At 71.3% G+C, this 21365-nt stretch carries 18 protein-coding genes; 6 read left to right on the forward strand and 12 right to left on the reverse strand.

The window, feature by feature from the left end; all coding sequences use genetic code 11:
* Window positions 1-170 precede the first annotated feature (170 nt).
* The 3 genes from ACZ3IC_RS30200 to ACZ3IC_RS30210 all read right to left on the reverse strand — a co-directional run bounded on the left by ACZ3IC_RS30200 (window position 171) and on the right by ACZ3IC_RS30210 (window position 3737).
* Window positions 171-1715, reverse strand: coding sequence for a PTS transporter subunit EIIC (locus ACZ3IC_RS30200; protein ID WP_467421321.1), 1545 nt, complete (start codon window positions 1713-1715; stop codon window positions 171-173).
* Between the two features lie 48 nt (window positions 1716-1763).
* The gene (gene murQ, locus ACZ3IC_RS30205) at window positions 1764-2732 is read right to left on the reverse strand and encodes an N-acetylmuramic acid 6-phosphate etherase (RefSeq protein WP_467421323.1); all 969 of its coding nucleotides are present in this window, start codon (window positions 2730-2732) and stop codon (window positions 1764-1766) included.
* A gap of 84 nt (window positions 2733-2816) precedes the next feature.
* A complete protein-coding gene (locus tag ACZ3IC_RS30210; protein WP_467421326.1) occupies window positions 2817-3737 on the reverse strand; it encodes a MurR/RpiR family transcriptional regulator in 921 nt (306 codons plus the stop codon).
* A gap of 162 nt (window positions 3738-3899) precedes the next feature.
* Here ACZ3IC_RS30210 and ACZ3IC_RS30215 point away from each other — a divergent pair, with 162 nt between their 5' ends.
* Both ACZ3IC_RS30215 and ACZ3IC_RS30220 read left to right on the forward strand, forming a co-directional pair.
* On the forward strand, window positions 3900-4268 hold the full coding sequence (locus tag ACZ3IC_RS30215) for a hypothetical protein (RefSeq protein WP_467421328.1): 369 nt from the start codon (window positions 3900-3902) through the stop codon (window positions 4266-4268).
* Entirely contained in the window at window positions 4265-4567 is a 303-nt protein-coding gene (locus ACZ3IC_RS30220) for a DUF4031 domain-containing protein (protein WP_467421329.1), read from the forward strand. Before ACZ3IC_RS30215 ends, ACZ3IC_RS30220 begins: the two co-directional genes overlap by 4 nt.
* A gap of 64 nt (window positions 4568-4631) precedes the next feature.
* Here ACZ3IC_RS30220 and ACZ3IC_RS30225 read toward each other — a convergent pair whose 3' ends face one another.
* The 6 genes from ACZ3IC_RS30225 to ACZ3IC_RS30250 form a co-directional block, all read right to left on the reverse strand.
* Window positions 4632-5867: a Cmx/CmrA family chloramphenicol efflux MFS transporter gene (locus ACZ3IC_RS30225; protein ID WP_467421376.1), complete on the reverse strand. Its 1236-nt coding sequence runs from the start codon at window positions 5865-5867 to the stop codon at window positions 4632-4634.
* Window positions 5868-5976: 109 nt separating this feature from the next.
* Window positions 5977-6660 carry an HD domain-containing protein gene (locus ACZ3IC_RS30230; protein ID WP_467421332.1) on the reverse strand — a complete coding sequence of 228 codons (684 nt, stop codon included), beginning with the start codon at window positions 6658-6660 and terminating at the stop codon, window positions 5977-5979.
* 155 nt (window positions 6661-6815) lie between these two features.
* Window positions 6816-7844: a DUF2891 domain-containing protein gene (locus tag ACZ3IC_RS30235; protein ID WP_467421334.1), complete on the reverse strand. Its 1029-nt coding sequence runs from the start codon at window positions 7842-7844 to the stop codon at window positions 6816-6818.
* A gap of 137 nt (window positions 7845-7981) precedes the next feature.
* Entirely contained in the window at window positions 7982-8950 is a 969-nt protein-coding gene (locus tag ACZ3IC_RS30240; RefSeq protein ID WP_467421336.1) for a DUF979 domain-containing protein, read from the reverse strand.
* Complete coding sequence (locus ACZ3IC_RS30245; RefSeq protein WP_467421339.1) at window positions 8947-9678, reverse strand: DUF969 domain-containing protein; 732 nt, start codon at window positions 9676-9678, stop codon at window positions 8947-8949. The genes ACZ3IC_RS30240 and ACZ3IC_RS30245 overlap by 4 nt, the downstream gene beginning before the upstream one ends.
* Before the next feature lie 599 nt (window positions 9679-10277).
* The gene (locus tag ACZ3IC_RS30250) at window positions 10278-10997 is read right to left on the reverse strand and encodes a GntR family transcriptional regulator (protein ID WP_467421341.1); all 720 of its coding nucleotides are present in this window, start codon (window positions 10995-10997) and stop codon (window positions 10278-10280) included.
* A 174-nt stretch (window positions 10998-11171) separates the two neighbouring features.
* Between ACZ3IC_RS30250 and ACZ3IC_RS30255 the strand changes: the two genes are divergently transcribed.
* The 3 genes from ACZ3IC_RS30255 to ACZ3IC_RS30265 all read left to right on the forward strand — a co-directional run bounded on the left by ACZ3IC_RS30255 (window position 11172) and on the right by ACZ3IC_RS30265 (window position 13677).
* Complete coding sequence (locus ACZ3IC_RS30255; RefSeq protein WP_467421378.1) at window positions 11172-11921, forward strand: LamB/YcsF family protein; 750 nt, start codon at window positions 11172-11174, stop codon at window positions 11919-11921.
* 206 nt (window positions 11922-12127) lie between these two features.
* Window positions 12128-12820 (forward strand): 5-oxoprolinase subunit B family protein, encoded by a 693-nt coding sequence (locus ACZ3IC_RS30260; RefSeq protein WP_467421343.1) that lies wholly within the window; start codon window positions 12128-12130, stop codon window positions 12818-12820.
* Window positions 12817-13677 carry a 5-oxoprolinase subunit C family protein gene (locus ACZ3IC_RS30265; protein WP_467421345.1) on the forward strand — a complete coding sequence of 287 codons (861 nt, stop codon included), beginning with the start codon at window positions 12817-12819 and terminating at the stop codon, window positions 13675-13677. Before ACZ3IC_RS30260 ends, ACZ3IC_RS30265 begins: the two co-directional genes overlap by 4 nt.
* A gap of 27 nt (window positions 13678-13704) precedes the next feature.
* Here the strand turns inward: ACZ3IC_RS30265 and ACZ3IC_RS30270 are convergent, their stop codons facing one another.
* Complete coding sequence (locus ACZ3IC_RS30270; protein WP_467421347.1) at window positions 13705-15987, reverse strand: heavy metal translocating P-type ATPase; 2283 nt, start codon at window positions 15985-15987, stop codon at window positions 13705-13707.
* A 265-nt stretch (window positions 15988-16252) separates the two neighbouring features.
* On the opposite strand from ACZ3IC_RS30270, the gene ACZ3IC_RS30275 reads away from it, so the two are divergent.
* Entirely contained in the window at window positions 16253-16942 is a 690-nt protein-coding gene (locus tag ACZ3IC_RS30275) for a copper homeostasis protein CutC (RefSeq protein WP_467421351.1), read from the forward strand.
* Window positions 16943-17019: 77 nt separating this feature from the next.
* On the opposite strand, the gene ACZ3IC_RS30280 is transcribed toward ACZ3IC_RS30275, so the two are convergent.
* Both ACZ3IC_RS30280 and ACZ3IC_RS30285 read right to left on the reverse strand, forming a co-directional pair.
* On the reverse strand, window positions 17020-19092 hold the full coding sequence (locus ACZ3IC_RS30280; RefSeq protein WP_467421353.1) for a HelD family protein: 2073 nt from the start codon (window positions 19090-19092) through the stop codon (window positions 17020-17022).
* Between the two features lie 378 nt (window positions 19093-19470).
* A complete protein-coding gene (locus ACZ3IC_RS30285; protein WP_467421354.1) occupies window positions 19471-21114 on the reverse strand; it encodes a DNA repair helicase XPB in 1644 nt (547 codons plus the stop codon).
* Window positions 21115-21365 lie beyond the last annotated feature (251 nt).

The following is a 21365-nucleotide window of genomic DNA, read 5'->3' on the forward strand; positions in this document are numbered from 1 at the left end:
GGCGTGTCGACAAGCGCTTTGACCCGGTGCCGTTCGGTGAGCCGCTCACGTTGCCAACGTTGCCGGAGCCCTTCGGTTCGACCCTCCTCACGGAGGAATTCCCGGTCCGAGCAGGCATGGAAAGGGGCGGCACCCAGCCATCGGGTGCCGCCCTCATTCATGTGCCGGGGTCAGACTCCGGCCGGTTCCTTTGCCGGGGTGCCCGGGTCGGTCGTCGGGGACGCCGGGCCGCCCGTTGCCGCGACCGTGGAGGGCGCCGGTTCCTGGGAGACGTTGAACTCCGTCAGCAGGTCCTTGCTGAAGCCGAAGAAGTACGTCGCGAGGAACCCGGCGAGGTAGCCGACCAGCAGGCCGCCTCCGTAGATCGCGATCGCGTTGCCCAGGCCGTGGTTGCCGTCGAGGAGGGGGAACAGGGCCCAGCCGGACGGGCCGATGGCCGTGGAGCCGACCTGGTCGCCGAGCTGGCTGAACAGGCCGATGAAGGCGCCGCCGAACGCACCGCCCACGCACGCCGTGATGAACGGGCGGCCGAGCGGGAGGCTGACACCGTAGATCAGCGGTTCGCCGACGCCCAGCAGGCCTGCGGGGAGGGCGGACTTGATGGTGCGACGGATCGACTCGTTGCGGGGGAGGCGGAAGTAGACCGCCACGGCCGCGCCGACCTGGCCGGCGCCCGCCATCGCGAGGATCGGGAGCAGGACCGTGTAGCCCTGCTGCTCGATCAGGGTGGTGTGGATCGGGATGAGTGCCTGGTGCAGACCCAGCATCACCAGGGGCAGGAAGAGACCGCCGAGCAGGAAGCCCGCGCCCGCGCCGCCGTTGGTGAGCAGCCAGTCGGCGAACGTGCCGATGGCGGTGGAGATCTCACCGGCCACGTACATCAGGCCGAAGACCGTCACCAGGCCGGAGATCAGGACCGTGAGGGTCGGGGTGACCAGTACGTCGAGCGCCTCGGGCACCCAGCGGCGGCACCACTTCTCCACGTACACCGCGAGCACTGCCGCACCGAGCGCGCCCAGCACGCCGCCCTGGCCGGGGGAGAGCTTCAGGCCGAACGCCTCGATGTTCGCGACGCCCGGGAAGACGATGATCGCGGCGACCGCACCGCCCAGGATCGGCGTACCGCCGAACTCCTTCGCCGTGTTGAAGCCGACGAACACGGGGAGCAGCGCCATGAATCCGGACGCTATCGCGGCGAGCGCGGGCGTGACCGAGGTCAGCCAGCCGAGGTTCACCAGCAGGCCGTTGAGACCGGCGATGATGCCGCAGCCGATGAGCGCCGGGATCAGCGGGACGAAGACGTTCGCGATTCGGCGCAGGAACAGCTTGAGCGGGGTGGCGTTCTTCGACTTCTGCGCTGCCTTCATCGCGGCGCCCTGGGCGGCCAGTTCGTCCGCCGAAGCCGAAGCCGAAGCCGAGGTGGAGGTGGCGGCCGGTTCAGGGGCTGCCGCCTTGCCCTCCTCCACCAGTCGCTCGAACTCCGGCGTGACCCGGGCGACGGTGCCCGGGCCGAGGACGATCTGGTACGTGTCGTCCTCGACCACGCCCATGACGGCGGGGACCGCCTTCAGGGCCTTGTCGTCGACGAGCGAGCGGTCGTGCAGGCCCAGCCGGAGTCGGGTCATGCAGTGGGCTATGGAGCTGACATTCGCGGCGCCACCGACGAGCGGAAGGATCGCGGCGGCGGTGGCGCGGTTCTTGTCTTCTGTTGCCATGGTGCGTGGTGCCTTGCTATGCGGGGGTAAGGAAGTGGAGCTGGTGGGTCAGGTGGTCGTGCGGGGGGCGGCGGCGAGGGCGGCACGGAGGTGGCCGTCGGACGCGTTCAGCAGGGTGGCGGCGGTGGGGCCGTCGACCTGGCCGAGGATGGTGAGGATGGCGTTTTTCACCTCGCCTTCGGTCGAGGCGAGGGCGGCCTCGATCTCCTCGTCGGATGCTCCGGTGGCCAGCGAGACGATGCGGCGGGAGCGGGCCCGCAGCTTCTCGTTGGAGGCGCGGACGTCGACCATCAGATTCCCGTACGTCTTGCCGAGCCTGATCATCGTGATCGTCGAGAGCATGTTGAGGACGAGCTTCTGGGCCGTACCCGCCTTGAGCCGGGTGGAGCCGGTGAGCAGCTCGGGCCCGACGACGATCTCGATGCCGTGCTCGGCCGCGGCGCCCAGCGCGGAGTCCGCGTTGCAGGACAGCCCGATGGTCAGCGCACCCTTGGCACGGGCGTGCTCGACGGCCCCGATCGCGTACGGCGTACGGCCGGAGGCGGAGATGCCGACCACGGTGTCGTCGGCGGTGAGGTCCAGGGCGTCGAGGTCGGCGGCGGCCAGCTCCTTGCTGTCCTCGGCGCCTTCGACGGCCTGGACCATGGCGGACGGGCCGCCCGCGATCAGGCCGACGACCTCGGACGGGTCGGTGTTGAAGGTGGGCGGGCACTCGCTGGCGTCCAGCACGCCGAGCCGGCCCGCGGTGCCCGCGCCCGCGTAGATCAGCCGGCCGCCGCGGGCCATGCGCTCCGCGGTGCCGTCGATCGCGGCGGCGATCTCGGGCAGCCGGGCGGCGACTGCGGCCGGGACGGTCTGGTCCTCGCCGTTCATGATCCGGGCTATTTCGAGCGTGCCCAGGCGGTCTATCTCGGCGAGCTCGGGCCGGAAGGCCTCGGTGGTGAGCGTTTCGAGCTGGGCGCGCAGTTCCCCGTATCCGTCGGGGGTGGTGGTGTCGGCGTCGGTGGTGGAGGTCATGGAGAGCGGCTCTGCTTTCTCGTTCTCGTACGGTTCAGCGGGTGGGGTGGGGTCCGTCTGCCGGTGGTGAGGGCCGGGTCGAAGTCAGCGCGGGCGCGGGGTGTGGCGGTGGTGGGCCAGTGCCTCGTAGGAGGCGGCGAGCGCCGGTGCGGCCGTTTCGTATGTGCGCTGCGCGACGCCTATGAACAGGCAGTCGACGACGAGCAGCTGGCTCGTACGGCTCGACATGGCGGCGGGCCGCAGCTCGCTCTCCCGGGCGGTGGACGTGGTCAGTACGTGGTCGGCGTACTGCGTCACGGGGCCGTCTGGGCGGCCGGTGATCGCGATCGTCGTCGCCCCGCGGTCGAAGGCGGCCCGCAGCGGCTCGATGACATCGACGGTGGAGCCGGAGTGCGTGATCGCGATGGCCACGTCGCCGGAGCGGAGCTGCACGGCGTTGGTCACCGCGAGGTGCGGGTCCGTGTGGGAGTGCACGATCAGGCCGATACGGGCCAGCTTCTGCGCCAGGTCCTGGCCGACGAGGGACGAGGCGCCCACACCGTAGATGTCGATGCGCCGGGCGGAGGCGGCGGCGGCCACCGCGGCACCGAGCTGGACGGTGTCGAGCCCCGCGGCCGTGTCGGCGAGGGTCTGCTGCTCGTCGTAGGCCAGCTTGGCGACCACGTCGGCGATCGGGTCGTCGACCGCTATGTCGGCGGTGACGGAGGGAGCCCGGCCCGACTGCTGGTGCGCGGCGAGCCCGGCGAGGGCCAGGCGCAGATCGCGATAGCCGGGGTAGCCGAGGAGACGGGCCGTGCGGACCACGGTCGCCTCGCTGGTGCCCGTGAGCTCGGCGAGACCAGTGACCGTGAGGGCGGCGCAGCCGGCCGGGTCACCGGCGACGGCCTCGGCGACGCGCTGCATGGAGCGCGTCATCGAGGGCGCGAGCGTGCGCACCTTGGCGGCGAGGGCCGCCGGGGCGGGCGGCGCATCAGCGCTGAAACTTTCCTTCAGGTCATGGGTCACCTTTGAAAGGTATTTTCAACCGGGTGGCCCGTCAACCCCCCTTTGGTCCCTGTTTCTGACAGCGCTTTTGAACTTCCGACAGCGCTCCCGAGCTTCCGACAGCGCGGAATCGGGACGGGCGGGCGCGAGAAGCGGGTTCGCGGGCGGGGTGACAATGGGTGCATGGAGATGAACCCCCTGGAACAGGCGTTGCATACGGCCCGCGCGCTGGTCATGGCCGATCTCGCCGCAGGTGACGTCGCCGAGGCCGGGATCGTCTCACTGGTCGAGGATGCGGTGACCCACCGCCGCTGGTGGGTCGAGCAGTGGCCCGACGGTGCCGCGTTCGTCGTCGGACTCGTCGCTCAGGACGTGCAGGACGCCCTGCTCGATCGGTACGGACGGTGGCCGCTCTGCCCCGTCTGCGACGCGGGCGACCCGCACGCCCTGGACATCGAACCGGAGCTGGGCCCCGACCCGCACTGGGTGTGCACCAAGGCCGCCGTCGCCGTCGCACCGGTCGGTTCGCTGAGCGGGATACTGCCGCGGTGACGGTCTACATCGACCCGCCGGACTGGCCGGGGCACGGGCGGTTCTGGTCGCATCTGGTCAGCGACGTGTCCTTCGAGGAGTTGCACGCCTTCGCGGCATCCATCGGCTGCCCGCCCCGCGCGTTCGAGCGGGACCACTACGACGTACCGGAGTCGCGATACGCGGACGCGGTACGGGCCGGGGCCCGGCAGATCGGTTCGAAGGAACTCGTCCGCCGCATCACGGAGGCCGGGCTGCGACGGCCCAAGGCGCGCCCGGCCCCGGCGGCTGACGGCCACGGATCGGCCTCCGGCGGCTGAGCCGAGAGCCTGTCGGCCGCGGGTCGGCCCCCGGCGGCTGAGCTGAGAGCCTGTCGGCCGCGGGTCAGACTGCCGGGGTACCCGCCTCTGACGATGCCTTTCCGGACACTCCCGACGACGCCGCGGCGGGCGATCCGGTCACCCGTCGCGAGCTGCCCCGGCCCTGCAGCCGCAGCGAGAACACCACGGCCACCAGCGCCAGCACCGTCATCGCCGCCCCCGCCCACGCGGTCGCCGCGAAACCGAAGTCTGCGTCGATCACCGTGCCGCCCAGCCAGGGGCCGCCCGTGTTGCCGAGGTTGAACGCGGCCGTCGTCGTCGCACCGGCCAGCGTCGGAGCGGCACCCGCGACATTGAACATCCGGGCGTTCAGCGCCGGGGCCGTGTAGAACGCCGACAGCCCCAGCAGGAACGAGAGCCCGACCGCGGCGACCTGGTTCGACGCGAACAGCGCCAGCGCGACCAGGAAGACCGTCGAGGCCGCGATACCGCTCATCAGCACCCCGAAGAGATGCGCGTCCGCGACCCGGCCGCCGATCGCCGTACCGACCAGCGCACCGATACCGAACAGCGCGAGCACCCTCGGCACCCAGACGGAGTCCAGCCCGGCGACATCCGTCAACAGCGGGGCCAGATAGCTGAACGCGCAGAAGACACCGCCCGCCGCGAGTGCCGTGATCACGATCGACAGCCACACCTGCCGGTCCCGGTAGATGCTCATCTCCTGCTTGAGCCGCGGCTTCTGCTCCGGCAGCGGAATGTGCGGAATCAGCGTCGCCACCCCGACCAGCGCCACGGCGGATGCCGCACCCACGGCCCAGAACGCCGACCGCCAGCCGAGGTTCTCACCGAGGAAGGCCCCCAGCGGCACGCCCAGCACATTGGCGATCGACAGACCGCCGATCATCACGGCCATCGCACGGGCCCGCGCGTTCACCGGCACCATCGCGATGGCGACCGCCGCCCCCACCGCCCAGAACCCGGCACAGGCGAAGGCGCTCACGACACGGGACGCGAAGAGCACCTCGTACGTCGGAGCCAGCGCACCCGCGACCTGGCCGAGGCCGAAGACGGAGATCAGGGAGATCAGCGTGGTGCGGCGCGGCAGCCGGAGCGTGGCCACGGCGAGCAGCGGCGCGCCGATCACCATGCCGATCGCGAAGGCGGATATGAGAAGTCCGGCCTGGGGAATCGACACGTTCATGTCGTCGGCGATGGGCGGCAACAGCCCCGAGAGCATGAACTCGCTGGTGCCTAGGGCAAAGACCGAGAGGCCCAGAATGTACACGGCAAGTGGCATACGTGAGCGGCGGGCGGCAGAGTCGGGCATGACAGCTGCCAACAGTGACCAAGGCCATTACATTCCCGCCGCCGTCGGGCGCACCGGCCGCTGCTCCCGCACCGCATGCTCAGTGGCTCAGCAGCTCCGACTCGGTCAGCAGGTTCTGCCGCGCCCGGGGCTCCCACCGGGCCACCCCGTGCGGTGTACGGAACAGCCGTGGCAGCCCGAGCAGTTGACGCAGCACCGTCGCCCGCCCCTCCCGGAACGCGTCGTCGGGTACGAAGCCGTACTCCTCCCGTACCTGTGCCGCGTACGCCGCGTACTCCTTCGGGGGCGCGGCCAGGATGGCCAGATCCGCGTCGCACAGCACCTCGCCGTTGGTGTCGCCGTCCGCCGGGTCGTGGGTGACGGTGAGCCGGACGAGCCGGGCGACCTCGGCCGTGACGTCGGCCGGTACGCCGGCCTCCGGCAGGGCGCGCTCGGCGAGGGCGGCGCTGCGTTCCTCGTTCTCGGACCGGTCGGGCCGGTAAACCGCGTCGTGGAACCAGGCGGCGAGACGTACGGCATCCGCATCGGCCGCGTGACCGGCGAGCGTGTCGATGTGGTCGAGCACCGCGACCAGGTGCGCGGTGGTGTGGTACCGCCGCTGCGGCTCGGCCCAGCGCGCCAGCAGATTCTCGGCGTAGGGCAACGGGTCGGGCTCGGACGCCCCGCCCCGGGCACCCACGAGCGCGTTCCGCCAGCGCTCACGGAGGGAGTCGTCCGCACTGTCGGCCCCGTGGACACCGTTTGCACCTGAACTGTCGCTCATACGACGACCCTAGCCCGGGATCGGATGGCCTCCGTGGCCGTCGCCATGGCGGTCTGTTCGTCGTGGCGAGGACCGCCTGATGGGGCAGGTGTCCGGGCCGGGGCGGCCTGCCGAGCCGCCCCGGTCGTTGTACGGGCGACGGTGCGCCGGACCGGTCAGTGGCCGGGCGGGGTGTCCAGGGCCAGTGCGGCGAAGGTGGCCAGCCAGTGGTCCGTGCTGAAGTCGCCCGACGAGACCACGGGCAGGCCGACGGCGAGATGGGCCTCGGCCGACGCGGTCAGAGCGGTGCGGGCGGGGCCCTCGCCCAGCGCGTCGCCGATCGTGCGGAGAGCGGCTGCCCGGCTCAGGGTGAGGCCCAGGAGATGACCGATCTGCGGGTCCGAATGGTCGGAGACCACCGGCGGGGTGAGCAGCGGGGACTCCGTCAGGTTCGGCAGGAACCCGGCCAGCCAGGTGCGGAACTCGGCGACGGGCAGCACCCGGCGCATCGCGTCCGCCTCGGTCAGGGCAGGGGAGAGGAAGTCCTGGCCGGACGGCTCCCAGTGCTCGGGGGCGTCGTGGTCCGCGGTGAACCAGGTGCGCAGCCGGTCCGTCACCGTGTCGAGGACCGGGCGGGGCAGACCGGCGCGCACACCCGCGTCCAGGATCAGGCCCAGGCCGAACGCGCTGTTGGGGTGGATCCCGTGCCGGATCGGGTACGTGGCCTTGGGCAGCCAGGCGGCGAGGAGTTCGCCGACCGCGTCGACGGCAGGAGAGAGGGCGTCGGCCCAGCGGTCGCCCTCGGGAGTGGCGAGCGCACGGCACTCCGCTGCCAGAGCCACCAGCCACGCCCAGCCGTAGGGGCGTTCGAAGTTCGGACGTCCGCGGAGATAATCCGCCTCGACGACGAGGTTTTCCCGGGTGAGGTGGGAGTTCAGCACCTCGTGGACACGGGCGGTGACCGTGGCCGGGAGGTCGCCGGTGGTGGAGAAGCGGCGCAGCAGGCGGACGAGCAGCCAGTGCATGTGCACGGTGGAGTGCCAGTCGTATCCCCCGTAGAACGCGGGGTGCAGCGTGCGGGGCGCGACCAGTTCCTCGGGACCTGCGTACAGGTGGGCCGGGGCGTTGGGGTATTCGCGTACGACATTGGCCAGGGCCAGTTCCGCGAAGGGGACGGCGTACGGGGCAGGGAGCGCGGGAGACATCGGGGTCACTCCAGACGGGTGGGCGAGCAGCTCGGGTCGAGTGGCGGCTCCGGCCCTCGACCCGAGCCGCTCGCGGGAGCGGGTGCGGGGGCAGGGGCCGCTCGGATCAGCGGTTGACTCGGGTCGAGTGGCGGCGGTCAGAAGGCGAAAACGGCCATGATCACGATGTTGCAGAGCAACACGGCCGCCGCCGTGGGGAGTTGGGCCTTGATGGGGCCGTACTGGTCCTTGAGTTCGAGAAGCGCGGCGGGAACCAGATTGAAGTTGGCGGCCATCGGCGTGACAAGGGTGCCGCAGAAACCGCAGAGCATGCCGATCGCGAGGATCGCAGGCGCATTGCCGTTCATCTGCTCGACGAGGACGGGCCATCCGATCGCGGCGGTCATCACCGGGAACGCGGCGAACGCGTTGCCCATGACGATGGTGAACAGAGCCATTCCGCAGCAGTAGACGGCAACGGCCACGAACTGCTTGCCCTCCGGCAGCACCGCCTCGGTGATCTTGCCTACCTGTTCGCCGACGCCGGCCACCTGGAAGATCGTGCCGAGGACCGCGAGCAGCTGGGGCAGGATCAGTGCCCAGCCCATTGATTCGAGCATGCCGCGCCCGGAGTGCAGCGGCACGGAGAGCTTCCGCTCGCGCAGCACCACCATGCCGACGATCAGCGCGGCGATGGCGCCGATGCCGAGCCCCAGGATGGTCTCGTAGCCCGGTTCCAGGACCGGTTCGCCACCGATCGTCCAGTTCTTCGCGAGGGTCGCACAGGTCATCGCGACGACGGGGATGGTGAGGGCCGGAAGGAACAGCTTGTTGCCCAAGCGGGCGGCCGAGGCGGCGCGCTCCTCGCGGGGCGGGATGCGCGGTTCGCCCTTGCCGGTGAGACCGAAGCCGCCCAGAACGATCAGGATCAGGACCACGACGCCCAGCGGCTCGGCGGGCAGCGTCTTGTTGACGACTCCGGTGGAGTAGAAGAACGAGACCCCCAACAGACCCCAGAAGCCGGCCGAGCCGAAGCGCTTGGGGTTGGTGCGGTCCATCACCATCTGCGCGGCCATGACGAGGAACACCGCGCCGACCAGCCAGAAGAAGTGCTCGGACTTGATCACTTGGCGTCCTCCGTCCGGGGCCCGGCGTGTGCCGACAGGTCGTTCTCGGCGGCGGCGACGGCGAGCTCGCGCTCCAGCTGCCGGTCCAGGTTGAGCAGGCGCGCCCCGTGGATCAGGAAGGCGCATATCGCGGTGGGGATCGCCCACAGGGCCAGCTGCAGGGGTTCGAGGTGCTGGTCGTACGTGGAGTTCACGAACCCGGTGATCAGCAGGATCGAGCCGATCGCGATGAAGCAGTCCTCACCGAAGAAGAGCCCGATCGTGTCGGTGCCGGACGCGTGCGAACGGACCTTCTCGCGCAGCTTCTGAGGCAGCGGGCCACCCGCCTTGGCCTCGGCCGCGGCTTCGGCCATGGGGGCGATCAGCGGGCGCACGCTCTGCGCGGGCCCGCCGATGCTGGTGAGGCCGACGGAAGCGGTGAGCTGGCGGATCAGCAGGTACAGCGCCAGGAAGCGGCCGGTCGTCAGCTTGCCCAGCTTCCCGATGAGGGTGCGGGCCTGCTCCTGGAGCCCGTACCGCTCGAGCAGCCCGATGACGGGCAGCGTGATGACGAAAACGGTCACGGAACGCGAGGTGGCGAAGCTGTTGCCGAACGTGGCCAGCACCTCCTGCGGGGAGAGCTTGCCCAGCAGCCCGGTAACGATACCGGCGACACCCACCACGAGGAGGGGGTTGCGGCGGGTGGCGAATCCGAGGATCACCACGAGCACGCCGAGGAGAACGATCACGCGTCGGCCTTCTTCCGCGCATGGACGTGCAGGCACAGACCTGCTCGGTCCTGATCAGACGGGGTATTGCGCGAGACATTAAGCGATTGTTCAACAAACCCACAAGAGTTCGAGCTGTATCGATTGAAAAGTGGGATGGGGCGACATCTGGCCAACATGGGTGGTGTGTGATTCAGCCACGGTGGGCGGCGAGCGGCACGGAATGCCCCTGGCGCGAGGTTCTGCCCATGGGGTGGCGCGCGACAGGAAGCGCGGCGGACGGGGCCCGAGCGGCGGCGAGGATGATGGAACGTCTGCTGTGCCGTATGGGGCGACGCGGCAGGAAGCGGAGCGGGCGGACGCACCGGGCGGGGGCCCCGGGTGGATGCCGGGGGCGGACGCTCCGGGTGGAGGCCCCGGGCAGAGGCCCTGGCGGACGTCCCGAACGGATGCCCCGGGTGGACGCTCCGGACGGAGGTCCCGGCGGATGCCCCGGGGCGGACGTCCCGAACGGACGTCCCGAACGGACTCCCAAACGTATGCCCCTGACGGACGTCCCGGGTGGAGGCCTCGAACGGACGCCCCGGGACTGAGGTCCCGGGTAAGGGCCCCAGGCGGGGCTATCGCTCGGTCAGGCGCTCCGTGTACGCCTCCGCCAGCTGGCGGCGTGAGTCCTCCAGGTAGAAGGCCAGCATCCGCTCAGCGCCCGCCGCGTCGCCCTCGGCCAGCTTGTCCGCGATCTCCCTGTTCCGGGTGAGGTAGGGCTCGTGGAAGCGGCGCGGGTCGGCCATCACGTGGAAGGCCAGCCGAAGTTCGGCGAGGACGTTGCGCATCAGCTCGTCCGTGCGGGGGCTGTTCGCGAGACCGGTCAGGGCCTGGTGAAAGCGGATGTTGGCGGTCGAGCAGACCGGCCAGTCGTCCGCCAGTGCCGCCTGCTCGCCCGTCGACACGGCGGCCTCGACGGCCGACAGGTCGTACGGCGGCTCGCCCAGCGTCCGCAGCGCCGCGCACTCGACGAGCAGCCGGACCCGGTAGATGTCCACCAGGTCGTCGACGGCGAGGATGCGGACGAAGACGCCCTTGTTGAGCCGGTGTTCCAGCAGGCGTTCGTGCGACAGCAGCCGGAACGCCTCGCGCAGGGTGTTCCTGGACACGGCGAGGGCGCTGCTGATGCTCTCCTCGGAGAGCCGGCTGCCCGGCGAGAAGTAGCCCTCGGTGATCCGGTCCCGCAGGATGACGGCGACCCGCTCGGCGGTGCCGGATCGGGCCAACAAGGCGCTGTCCGCAGCCAGTTCCGAGAGATCCGGAGAAGTCCGGCCACCGCTCGCAGTCCCCGCCATGCCCCGTCCCCTGCCTGTTGCTCTGCTGCTTGTCGCCATGCGTGCAGTCTGTCCCCAGTGAACCGTACGGGCGTCTCACCCCCCAAGTCAGACCTTGTCAGATTGTTGAACAATCGCTACGGTGCGGCCGTGATGGATCTGACGAACCCGGCGAGCCCGACGAACCCGACCCCGATGGATCTCAATGCGGATCTCGGTGAAGGGTTCGGGCACTGGACCCTCACCGATGACGACGCGTTGCTCGACTGTGTCACCAGCGCCAACGTGGCCTGCGGGTTCCACGCGGGCGACGCCTCAGTGATGCGGCGGGTCTGCGACACGGCGGCCGCCAGGGGCGTACGGATCGGCGCCCAGGTCGCGTACCGCGATCTGGCCGGATTCGGGCGTCGCTCCATGGACGTGCCGCCCGCCGAACTGGCCGCCGAGGTCGCCTACCAGATCGGCGCCCTGCGGGTCTTCGCCGAAGCGGCCGGCTCCCCGGTCGCGTACGTCAAACCGCACGGCGCCCTCTACAACCGTGCCGTCTGGGACGACGACCAGGCGGCGGCCGTGATCGAGGGCGTCCGGTTGGCCGGCGGAGACCTGGCGGTCCTCGGACTCCCCGGATCGCGCCTGCTCGCCCACGCCATGGCCGCGGGCCTCACGGCGGTCGAGGAAGCCTTCGCCGACCGCGCGTACACCCCCCAGGGCACGCTGGTCCCACGCGGCGAGCCCGGCGCGGTGGTGCACGACGAGGACGAAGTCGTACGCCGCAGTGTCGGGATGGCGGTGGACCGGGGCGTCACCGGGTCGGACGGCGGCCGGATACCGGTCGTGGCGCGCTCGCTGTGTGTCCACGGCGACACCCCGGGCGCGGCGGCACTGGCACGCAGGATCAGAGCGGCGCTCGAAGAAGCGGGCGTGGCCGTGCGGGCGTTCGCGTGAGCGCGGGCGTGCGCGTGGGCGCTGGAGGCGGTGCCGGTACGGGTGCCGACGCCGCGCTCGCGGGAGCGGGTGAGCGGGGCTCGCAGGCGACGGAGCCGCGCGATGCGTGTACGTGCGAGTCTCGGCAGGCGGACGCACAGGACTTCCAGGAGGCGGACGCACCAGCCTGCCGTGAGGCGAGTGCTCCCGCTCCCCGCCAGGGAAACGTGCCTGCTTCCGGAGACGCGGATGCCCCCGTGGAAGTCCGGGTTCTTCCCGCCGGGCCCGGAGCGTTGCTCGTCGAGTTGACGTCCGGCGAGGACGCCGAGGCCTTTCATGCCGAGGTGCTGCGGCGCCGGGCACTCGGTGAGCTGCCCGGCGTACGCGAGATCGTCCCCGGCGCCCGAACCGTCCTGCTCGATGGCATCGCGGACGCGGACGCGGACCGCACCCCGGACGGCGCCGCCCGGCTCGCCCGTGAGCTCGTCTCCTGGCGGATACCGCCGCTGCGGCGCGACACAGGGGAGGCCGTCGAGATCCCCGTCGTCTACGACGGGCCGGACCTCGCCGACGTCGCGGCGGCCTGGGGCGTCACCGCCGCCGACGTGCCCCGCATCCACTCCGGGACCGAATTCCGCGTGGCCTTCTGCGGGTTCGCCCCCGGCTTCGGCTACCTCACCGGCCTCCCCGAGCACCTGCACCTGCCGCGCCGCGCGACTCCGCGCACCAGGGTTCCGGCCGGTGCGCTGGCCCTCGCGGGGGCGTACACCGGGGTGTACCCGCGCCCATCGCCCGGCGGCTGGCAGCTCATCGGGCGCATGCCGGAACCGGGCGAACTGTGGAACCCGGCCCGCGAACCGGCCGCGCTGCTGAGCCCCGGGGCGCGGGTGCGCTTCGTCGCGGCGGAGGTGCGGTCGTGACCAGTGCCATCGAGGTGGTCCGGGCCGGGGCCCTGACCACCGTTCAGGACGCGGGCCGCGTCGGCTGGGCGTACCTCGGGGTGCCGCGCGCCGGCGCCCTCGACGCCCCGGCCCGCCGCCTCGCCAACCGGCTGGCCGGAAACCCCGCGGACGCCGCACTGCTGGAGACGACCGTCACCGGCTGCGCGGTCCGCCCCGACCGGTCCGTGACCGTCGTCGTCGGCGGGGCGCCCTGCCGGGTCACGGTCGACGGACGGCCCGTGGCCTGGGGGACACCCGTGCACGTACCGGCGGGCGCGGTCCTCGACGCCGGCCCCGCGGTGCAGGGCCTGCGCAGCTATCTGGCGTTCGGCGGCGGCCTGCTGCCCGAACCGGTGCTGGGCAGCAGATCCGCGGACCTGCTCTCCGGACTGGGCCCGGCCCCCCTGCGCGACGGGGACGTACTGCCCCTGGGGCACGGGCCGTCGAGGCCCCCGGCCACCGACGCCGTGCCCTGGCCGGGCGTACCCGCCGAACTCGTGCTCCCCGTACACCTGGGCCCCCGTCATACCTGGTTCACGGACGAGGCGCTGCGTACGCTCACCACGGCCACGTACCGGGTCTCGCCGGACAGCAACCGGATCGGCCTGCGCACACAGGGCCCGGCCCTGACGCGCGCCCGCGACGGCGAACTCTCCAGCGAGGGGATGGTGCTCGGCGCCATTCAGGTGCCGCCGGACGGGCGCCCGGTGGTGTTCCTCAACGACCATCCGACAACCGGGGGTTACCCGGTCGTCGGAGTCGTGCACGAAACCGCACTCGCGGGGGCGGCACAGGCGGTGCCGGGAACCCGGGTGCGGTTCGTGAGGGCGGGCTGAGAAACCGGTTTTGAACGCCGCCGCGTACTACGCCGCCGCTCTGAAGCCTCGCAGCCGCAGCGAGTTGCCGACCACGAAGACCGACGAGAACGCCATCGCCGCGCCCGCGATCATCGGGTTGAGCAGTCCGGCCGCGGCGAGCGGCAGGGCGGCCACGTTGTAGGCGAAGGCCCAGAACAGATTCGTACGAATGGTTTTGAGGGTCTTCCGCGACAGCCGGATGGCGTCCGCCGCGGCCCGCAGGTCCCCGCGTACCAGCGTCAGGTCACCGGCCTCGATCGCGGCGTCCGTGCCCGTGCCCATCGCCAGGCCCAGATCGGCCTGGGCGAGGGCGGCCGCGTCGTTGACACCGTCACCGACCATGGCGACCGAACGGCCCTGAGCCTGGAGGTCCTTGACGACGTCGACCTTGTCCTCCGGCATGACCTCCGCGTACACCTTCTCGATCCCGACCTCGGCCGCGACCGCCTCGGCCACCGCCCGGTTGTCGCCGGTGAGCAGGATCGGGGTCAGGCCGAGGGCCCGCAGCCGCTCGATGGCCTCCGCGCTGGTGTCCTTCACCGCGTCGGCGACTTCGAGGACCGCCCGTGCCTCGCCGTCCCAGGCGACCGCGATGGCCGTCCGTCCGGCGGCTTCCGCCGCTGCCTTCTGCCGGGCCAGCTCCACCGGCAGGTGGATCTCCCACTCGGCGAGCAGCTGCTCACGGCCGACGAGGACGGCGTGGCCCTCGACGACGCCCTGGACGCCCAGACCCGCAATGTTGGCGAAGTCCTCGGGGGTGGGCAGGGCCGCACCGATGCGCGTCGCCGCTCCGGCGGCGACGGCCTGGGCGATGGGGTGCTCGGAGGAGTGCTCCAGGGCGCCCGCGAGCCGCAGCACATCGCCCTCGTCCGTACCGTCCGCGGTGTGCACGTCCAGCAGGGTCATCCGGCCGGTGGTGACGGTGCCGGTCTTGTCGAGGACGATCGTGTCGACGCGACGCGTGGTCTCCAGGACCTCCGGGCCCTTGATCAGGATGCCGAGCTGGGCGCCGCGCCCCGTACCGACCATGAGGGCGGTCGGAGTGGCGAGGCCGAGGGCGCAGGGGCAGGCGATGATCAGTACGGCGACGGCGGCGGTGAACGCGGCGGTCAGGCCCGCGCCGTTGCCGAGCCAGAAGCAGAGCGTGCCGAGCGCGAGGGCGATGACGACGGGGACGAAGACGGCCGAGATCCGGTCCGCGAGGCGCTGGGCCGCCGCCTTGCCGTTCTGCGCGTCCTCGACGAGCTTCGCCATCCGTGCGAGCTGGGTGTCGGCGCCGATCCGGGTGGCCTCGACGACGAGCCGGCCGCCCGCGTTGAGGGTGGCCCCGGTGACCCGGTCGCCGACGCCGACCTCCACGGGTACCGACTCACCGGTGAGCATCGACGCGTCCACGGCCGATGCGCCTTCCACGACGGTGCCGTCGGTGGCGATCTTCTCGCCGGGGCGGACCAGGAACCGGTCCCCGACCTGGAGGTCGGCGGTCGGCACGGTCACCTCACGGCCGCCGCGCAGCACCGTCACCTCCTTGGCCCCGAGTTCGAGCAGCGCCTTGAGGGCCGCGCCCGCCTTCCGCTTGGAGCGGGCCTCGAAGTAACGTCCGGCCAGGATGAAGGCGGTGACTCCGGCGGCGGCCTCCAGATAGATGTTCCCGGCACCGTCACTGCGGCCGATGGTCAGCTCGAAGGGGTGCGTCATGCCGACCATGCCCGCCGTGCCGAAGAACAGCGCCCACACCGACCACAGGAACGCGGCCGAGGTGCCGATGGAGATCAGCGTGTCCATCGTCGCCGCGCCGTGCCGGGCGTTGGTCCAGGCGGCGCGGTGGAAGGGCCAGGCGGCGTACGTGACGACGGGGGCCGTCAGGGTCAGCGAGAGCCACTGCCAGTAGTCGAACTGGAGCGCCGGGACCATCGACATGGCGATCACCGGCACGGCGAGCACGACGGCGGTGATCAGCCGCTGCCGCAGGGGCCGCAGTTCGTCGTCCTCCGCGGCCTCGACGCCGTCGTCCTCGATACGGACCGGGGGAGCGGGCTCGTGTGCGGTGTAGCCGGTCTTCTCGACGGTGGCGATCAGGTCCTGTACGGAGATGCCCTCGCCCCGGTAGCTGACCTTGGCCTTCTCGGTGGCGTAATTGACGGTCGCCTCGACGCCGTCCATCCGGTTGAGCTTCTTCTCGATACGGGCCGCGCAGGAGGCGCAGGTCATGCCGCCGATCGCGAGCTCGACCTCTGCGGTGGTGCCGGTGGCTGTGCCGGTGCCGGTTGTGGCGCTGTGCGCGGACACGATGTCCTCCCTGGCGGAGACGGTGATACCCCTAGGGGGTATGCATTGCTGGTTTCAGGTATACCCCCCACCCCTATGAAACGCAAGGTGTGATCCGCCACTGCGGTCCGGAGCGGGCGCGCCCGATCGGCTGAAATGCGTCTGACCGCACGTATCGTCACGGCACATTGGGGCTGCGCCCCGGTCGGTCGCCCCGTAGGCTGACTATTGGACTAGACCTGTTGGCGTATTGGCCTGCTGCCGCTTCCTGGAGGATGGGATTCCCATGAGCAACCGTGCAGTCCTGGAGGTGATCGCTCTCGACGCGGAGGACGCGGTCGCGGCCCGGGCGGGTGGTGCGGACCGGCTCGAGCTGGTCACCGACATGGCGGCGGACGGCCTGACCCCGTCCTGTGCGACCTTCGCGGAGATCCGGGCGGCGGTGGACATTCCGCTGAGGGTGATGCTCAGAGTGGCGGACGGCTTCGCGGCCGGCGACATCGATGTGCTCGTGGCCAGGGCGCGCGAGCTGCGGGCGGAGGGCGCGGAGGAGTTCGTCCTGGGCTTCCTCGACGCCGAGGGCCATCCGGACCTGGTCGCCGTCGAACGGCTCGTCGCCGAGCTGGACGGCTGCCACTGGACCTTCCACCGCGCGATCGACCGGACCGCCGACCGGGACACCCTGCGCAAACAGCTGGCGAACATGCCCGGCCTGGACACGTACCTCACCGCGGGTTCGCCGAAGGGCGTCGACGCCGGCATCCCGACGCTGCTCGGCGAGGCGGCACGCAAGGGCGAGCCCGGGTACGAGCCGCAGATCCTGGTGGGCGGCGGGCTCCGCCTGGATCACCTGCCGGAGCTGCTGTCCGCGGGCATCGACGCCGTACACATCGGCGGCGCGGCCCGCCCGCACGGCTGGTCGGGTCCGGTGGACGCGGCGGCGGTACGGGAGTGGCGGACGGTGCTCGACGCGTAGCGGGGGCGGGGCTCGAGGCGGCCCCGGGCCAAGGGTTCGGGTTCACCCGGCCCCACCCCCACCCGTCCCACCCGCCCCTACAACAGCGCGCCCGGCAACCCCGCCGCATGCACCACAGTCAGCCCCGACACCGCACGCGTCAGCGCCACGTACAGCCGGCGCAGCCCCGTGCGCTCGTCCGGCTCACCGTCCACCACCGCGGCCGGTTCGTCCAGTACCACGTAGTCGTACTCCAGGCCCTTCGCCAGCGACGCCGGGACCAGGGTCAGCCGGGACTCGGCGGTCGTCTCCTCACCGGGGGAGAGATACGCGTGGCCCGCCGCGGCCAGCGCCTGGGCCAGTGCCGGAATCCGCGCATCGGCCGCGATCAGCCCGATCGACCCCTCATGCGTCAACGACTCCTCGCACGCCGCCAGTACCGCCGCGCCCAGATCCGCCGGATCGGCCACATCCCGCACCTCCAGCGAACCCGGCGACTCACGCACCGACTCCACCGCCGCGAGACCCGGCGAGATCACCGGCAGCAGACGTGACGCGTACGCGATCACCTCGCGCGGCACACGGAAGCCCGCCGTCAGCTCCTCCACCACCGCGTCCGACTTGCCCAAGTGGTGCAGCGCCTGCGCCCAGCTCTCCGTCGACCACGGCGTCGTCCCCTGCGCGAGGTCACCGAGGACGGTCGCCGAACCGGTCGTGCAGCGGCGGCCCACCGCCCGGTACTGCATGGGGGACAGGTCCTGCGCCTCGTCGAGCACGACATGGCCGAGCGAGTGCGTACGCGCCACCAGATCGCTCGCCTCGTCGATCAGCACCGCGTCCGCCGCCGACCACTTCGCGGACTTCACGCTGCGGACCGGCTTGGTCCACAGGATCGTCTTCTGCTCGTCCTCGGTGAGCAGCCCCTGGGCGTGCGCGGCCAGGAACTCCGCGTCGACGAGCAGCCGCAGCACCAGCTTGGCCGGGTCGACGGCCGGCCAGATCGCCTTCACGGCCGCCTTCACGGCGGGGTTACGGGCCACCGCGTTCTGCACCCGGTCGTCGGGCGCCTCACCGGCCTCCTCCATCCGGACCAGGACGGAGTGCGCGATGCGCTGCGGGAGCGCCTCATGAGCGGCCCCGTACCGCATGTCGCGGGCCAGCAGTTCGGTGACGATCTCCTCCAGTTCGTACGCGGGCACCCGCCAGCGGCGCGAACCGCGCACCACCATGACCGGCTCCGTCGGCGGCGTCACATGCGAACGGATCGCCCGCCGCAGCACCTCCGCCATCCTGGCATCGCCCTTGACGACGGCGGCGGCCGCCGAGTCCGTGCCGCGCACCTCGATGCCCGTCGTCACCAGATCGTCGACGGTCGCCTGCTTCACCTCCAACTCACCGAGGGCCGGGAGGACCTGCTCGATGTAGTGGAGGAAGGAACGGTTCGGCCCGATGACCAGCGTGCCGGTACGGGCGAGCCGCTCGCGGTGCGCGTACAGCAGATAGGCGACCCGGTGCAGGCCGACGGCCGTCTTACCGGTGCCGGGCCCTCCCTGCACGCAGACCGTCCCGCCGAGACCGCTACGGACGATCTCGTCCTGCTCCGGCTGGATCGTCGCGACGATGTCACGCATCGGTCCGACACGCGGCCGCTCGATCTCCGCCTGGAGGAGCTTGCTGGTCTGCGCGGCCTCGGTGGGGTCGGTGAGGTGCTCGTCCTCGTACGCGGTCAGCTCACCGGCGGTGTAGCCGAAGCGGCGGCGTCGGCCGACATCCTGGGGGTCCTTCCGGGAGGCCCGGTAGAACGGCTGCGAGACGGGCGCGCGCCAGTCGATGACCATCGGGTCGCCGTCGGCGTCATGGACGTGGCGGCGTCCGATGTAGAACTGTTCCCCCTCTGCCCCTTCGGCCTGATCGGCACCCACCGCGTGCAGGTAGTCCAGGCGCCCGAAGAAGAGCGGGGTGTGGGCGAGATCCGCGAGGGACTTGATGCGTTCGTCGATCTGCGACTGCAGAACGACCGCGTTGACCCAGTTCGCGGTGACATCGCGGATGTCGAGGGCCTGGGCTTCCTCGCGCATGGCGCGCAACGCGGAGCGGGACGCGGTGAGATGGGCGCGCTCATGAGCCAGGGGATCGGTGGTGGTGTCGCTTTCGTGTTCGTGCGCGGGCACGGTGTTGCCTCCGGCTTTTCAACGCAGGACGGCGGACCGCACCTCGCACCCGGTTACGGCTCGGGGGCGATGCGGTCCGCTCGGGGATCGATCACGGGGTACGCACGCGGGCGTACGTACAGCTGTCGGCCGGTTTCCGTCCGGTCGGCGGCGCTCCCCCGGCTGCCGGCGACGGCCGGTACCACGGTGCGGGAGGCGGGCAGACCGGCGATTGTATCGACCGTCCTCGCCGGGGTCGAACGGATTTGACGCCGGGCACCCCGTAGGGGACGGCATGCGACCGGAGGCCTGCGCGCACCGCTCCCGGATTCCGCGGCGGACCTCCTACCGCTGCTGATCTTCAGTGGCTGACCGGCGTACGCGGGACGGTCGCCGGCTTCAGTTGTCGGTCAGCAACTCGTCCGCGTCCACGATCCGGTACGCGTACCCCTGCTCGGCCAGGAACCGCTGGCGGTGCGCCGCGAAGTCCTGGTCGATCGTGTCGCGGGCGACCACCGAGTAGAACCGTGCCTCGTGTCCGTCGGCCTTCGGCCGCAGCACCCGGCCGAGCCGCTGCGCCTCCTCCTGCCGCGAGCCGAACGTCCCCGACACCTGAATGGCGACGGTCGCCTCCGGCAGGTCGATGGAGAAGTTCGCGACCTTCGACACCACGAGGACGCTGAGCTCGCCCTCGCGGAACGCGTCGAAGAGCTTCTCGCGTTGGGCGTTGCTCGTCTCGCCCTTGATCACCGGGGCGTTCAGATGCTCACCCAGCTCGTCGAGCTGGTCGATGTACTGCCCGATGACGAGGGTCTGCTCGCCCCGGTGCTTGCGTACCAGCGCCTCCGCCACCTTCTGCTTCGTCGCGGTCGTCGCGCAGAACCGGTACTTCTCCTCGGTCTCGGCGGTCGCGTACGCGAGCCGCTCCGAGTCCGTCAGATTGACCCGCACCTCGACACAGTCGGCGGGCGCGATGTAGCCCTGCGCCTCGATCTCCTTCCACGGGGCGTCGAACCGCTTGGGCCCGATCAGCGAGAAGACATCCGACTCGCGGCCGTCCTCACGCACCAGCGTCGCGGTGAGACCGAGGCGCCGCCGGGCCTGGAGATCGGCGGTGAACTTGAAGACGGGCGCGGGCAGCAGATGCACCTCGTCGTAGATCACCAGACCCCAGTCGCGGGAGTCGAACAGCTCCAGGTGCGGGTAGACGCCTTTGCGACGGGTCGTCAGCACCTGGTACGTGGCGATGGTGACCGGCCGGATCTCCTTGCGCGTACCGCTGTACTCGCCGATCTCGTCCTCGGTCAGCGAGGTCCGCCTCACCAGTTCGTGTTTCCACTGCCGGGCCGAGACGGTGTTCGTCACCAGGATCAGCGTGGTCGCCTTCGCCTGGGCCATCGCACCCGCTCCGACCAGCGTCTTCCCCGCACCGCAGGGCAGGACGACGACACCCGAGCCGCCGTGCCAGAACCCCTCGACGGCCTGCTTCTGGTACGGCCGCAGCGCCCAGCCGTCCTCCGCGAGCTCGATGGGGTGCGCCTCGCCGTCCACGTAACCCGCGAGGTCCTCGGCCGGCCAGCCCAGCTTCAGCAGCGTCTGCTTGATCTGCCCGCGCTCCGAGGGGTGCACAGCCACGGTGTCCGGGTCGATCCGTGCCCCGACCAGCGGCTGGACCTTCTTCGACCGGAGGATCTCCTCCAGCACGGGCCGGTCGGTGGAGGTCAGCACCAGGCCGTGCGCAGGGTCCTTGGAGAGCGTGAGACGGCCGTACCTGGCCATCGTCTCGGCGATGTCGACGAGCAGCGCGTGCGGAACGGGATAGCGCGAGTACTGCACGAGCGCGTCGACGACCTGCTCGGCGTCATGCCCGGCGGCGCGCGCGTTCCACAGCCCGAGCGGGGTCAGCCGGTAGGTGTGGATGTGCTCGGGTGCCCGCTCCAGCTCGGCGAAGGGCGCGATCGCCCGACGGCAGGCGTCGGCCAGGTCGTGGTCGACTTCCAGGAGTAGTGTCTTATCGCTCTGGACGATGAGGGGTCCGGTCACGCGCGTCGGCCCTTTCTGCTGCGGGGACGGCCGGGAACGGCCAAACGTCCAGTGTGCCGCATGCGGGGGCCATGAGGCGGTGTGCTGCTCGGCACACAGGTGCGTACGGTCCAAGGGTGACCGATTCCGCGGCGCGGGGGCCGCTGCGGTGACGGAGCAGCCGCGGTGGCGGTGGCTGCTGTCGCCGGGCTGACGCTTTCCAGGGCTCAGGGCTCAGGGCTCAGGGCTCAGGGCTCAGGGCTCAGACTTCG

The sequence above is a fragment of the Streptomyces sp. NPDC002958 genome (assembly GCF_055563255.1).

What these genes read in the sequence shown, in the direction of transcription:
- ACZ3IC_RS30200 (WP_467421321.1), bottom strand. Translation starts at nt 1,715, where the DNA reads ATGGCAACAGAAGACAAGAACCGCGCCACCGCCGCCGCGATCCTTCCG.
- murQ (WP_467421323.1), bottom strand. Translation starts at nt 2,732, where the DNA reads ATGACCTCCACCACCGACGCCGACACCACCACCCCCGACGGATACGGG.
- ACZ3IC_RS30215 (WP_467421328.1), top strand. Translation starts at nt 3,900, where the DNA reads ATGGAGATGAACCCCCTGGAACAGGCGTTGCATACGGCCCGCGCGCTG.
- ACZ3IC_RS30225 (WP_467421376.1), bottom strand. Translation starts at nt 5,867, where the DNA reads ATGCCACTTGCCGTGTACATTCTGGGCCTCTCGGTCTTTGCCCTAGGC.
- ACZ3IC_RS30230 (WP_467421332.1), bottom strand. Translation starts at nt 6,660, where the DNA reads ATGAGCGACAGTTCAGGTGCAAACGGTGTCCACGGGGCCGACAGTGCG.
- ACZ3IC_RS30235 (WP_467421334.1), bottom strand. Translation starts at nt 7,844, where the DNA reads ATGTCTCCCGCGCTCCCTGCCCCGTACGCCGTCCCCTTCGCGGAACTG.
- ACZ3IC_RS30250 (WP_467421341.1), bottom strand. Translation starts at nt 10,997, where the DNA reads ATGGCGGGGACTGCGAGCGGTGGCCGGACTTCTCCGGATCTCTCGGAA.
- ACZ3IC_RS30255 (WP_467421378.1), top strand. Translation starts at nt 11,172, where the DNA reads ATGGATCTCAATGCGGATCTCGGTGAAGGGTTCGGGCACTGGACCCTC.
- ACZ3IC_RS30275 (WP_467421351.1), top strand. Translation starts at nt 16,253, where the DNA reads ATGAGCAACCGTGCAGTCCTGGAGGTGATCGCTCTCGACGCGGAGGAC.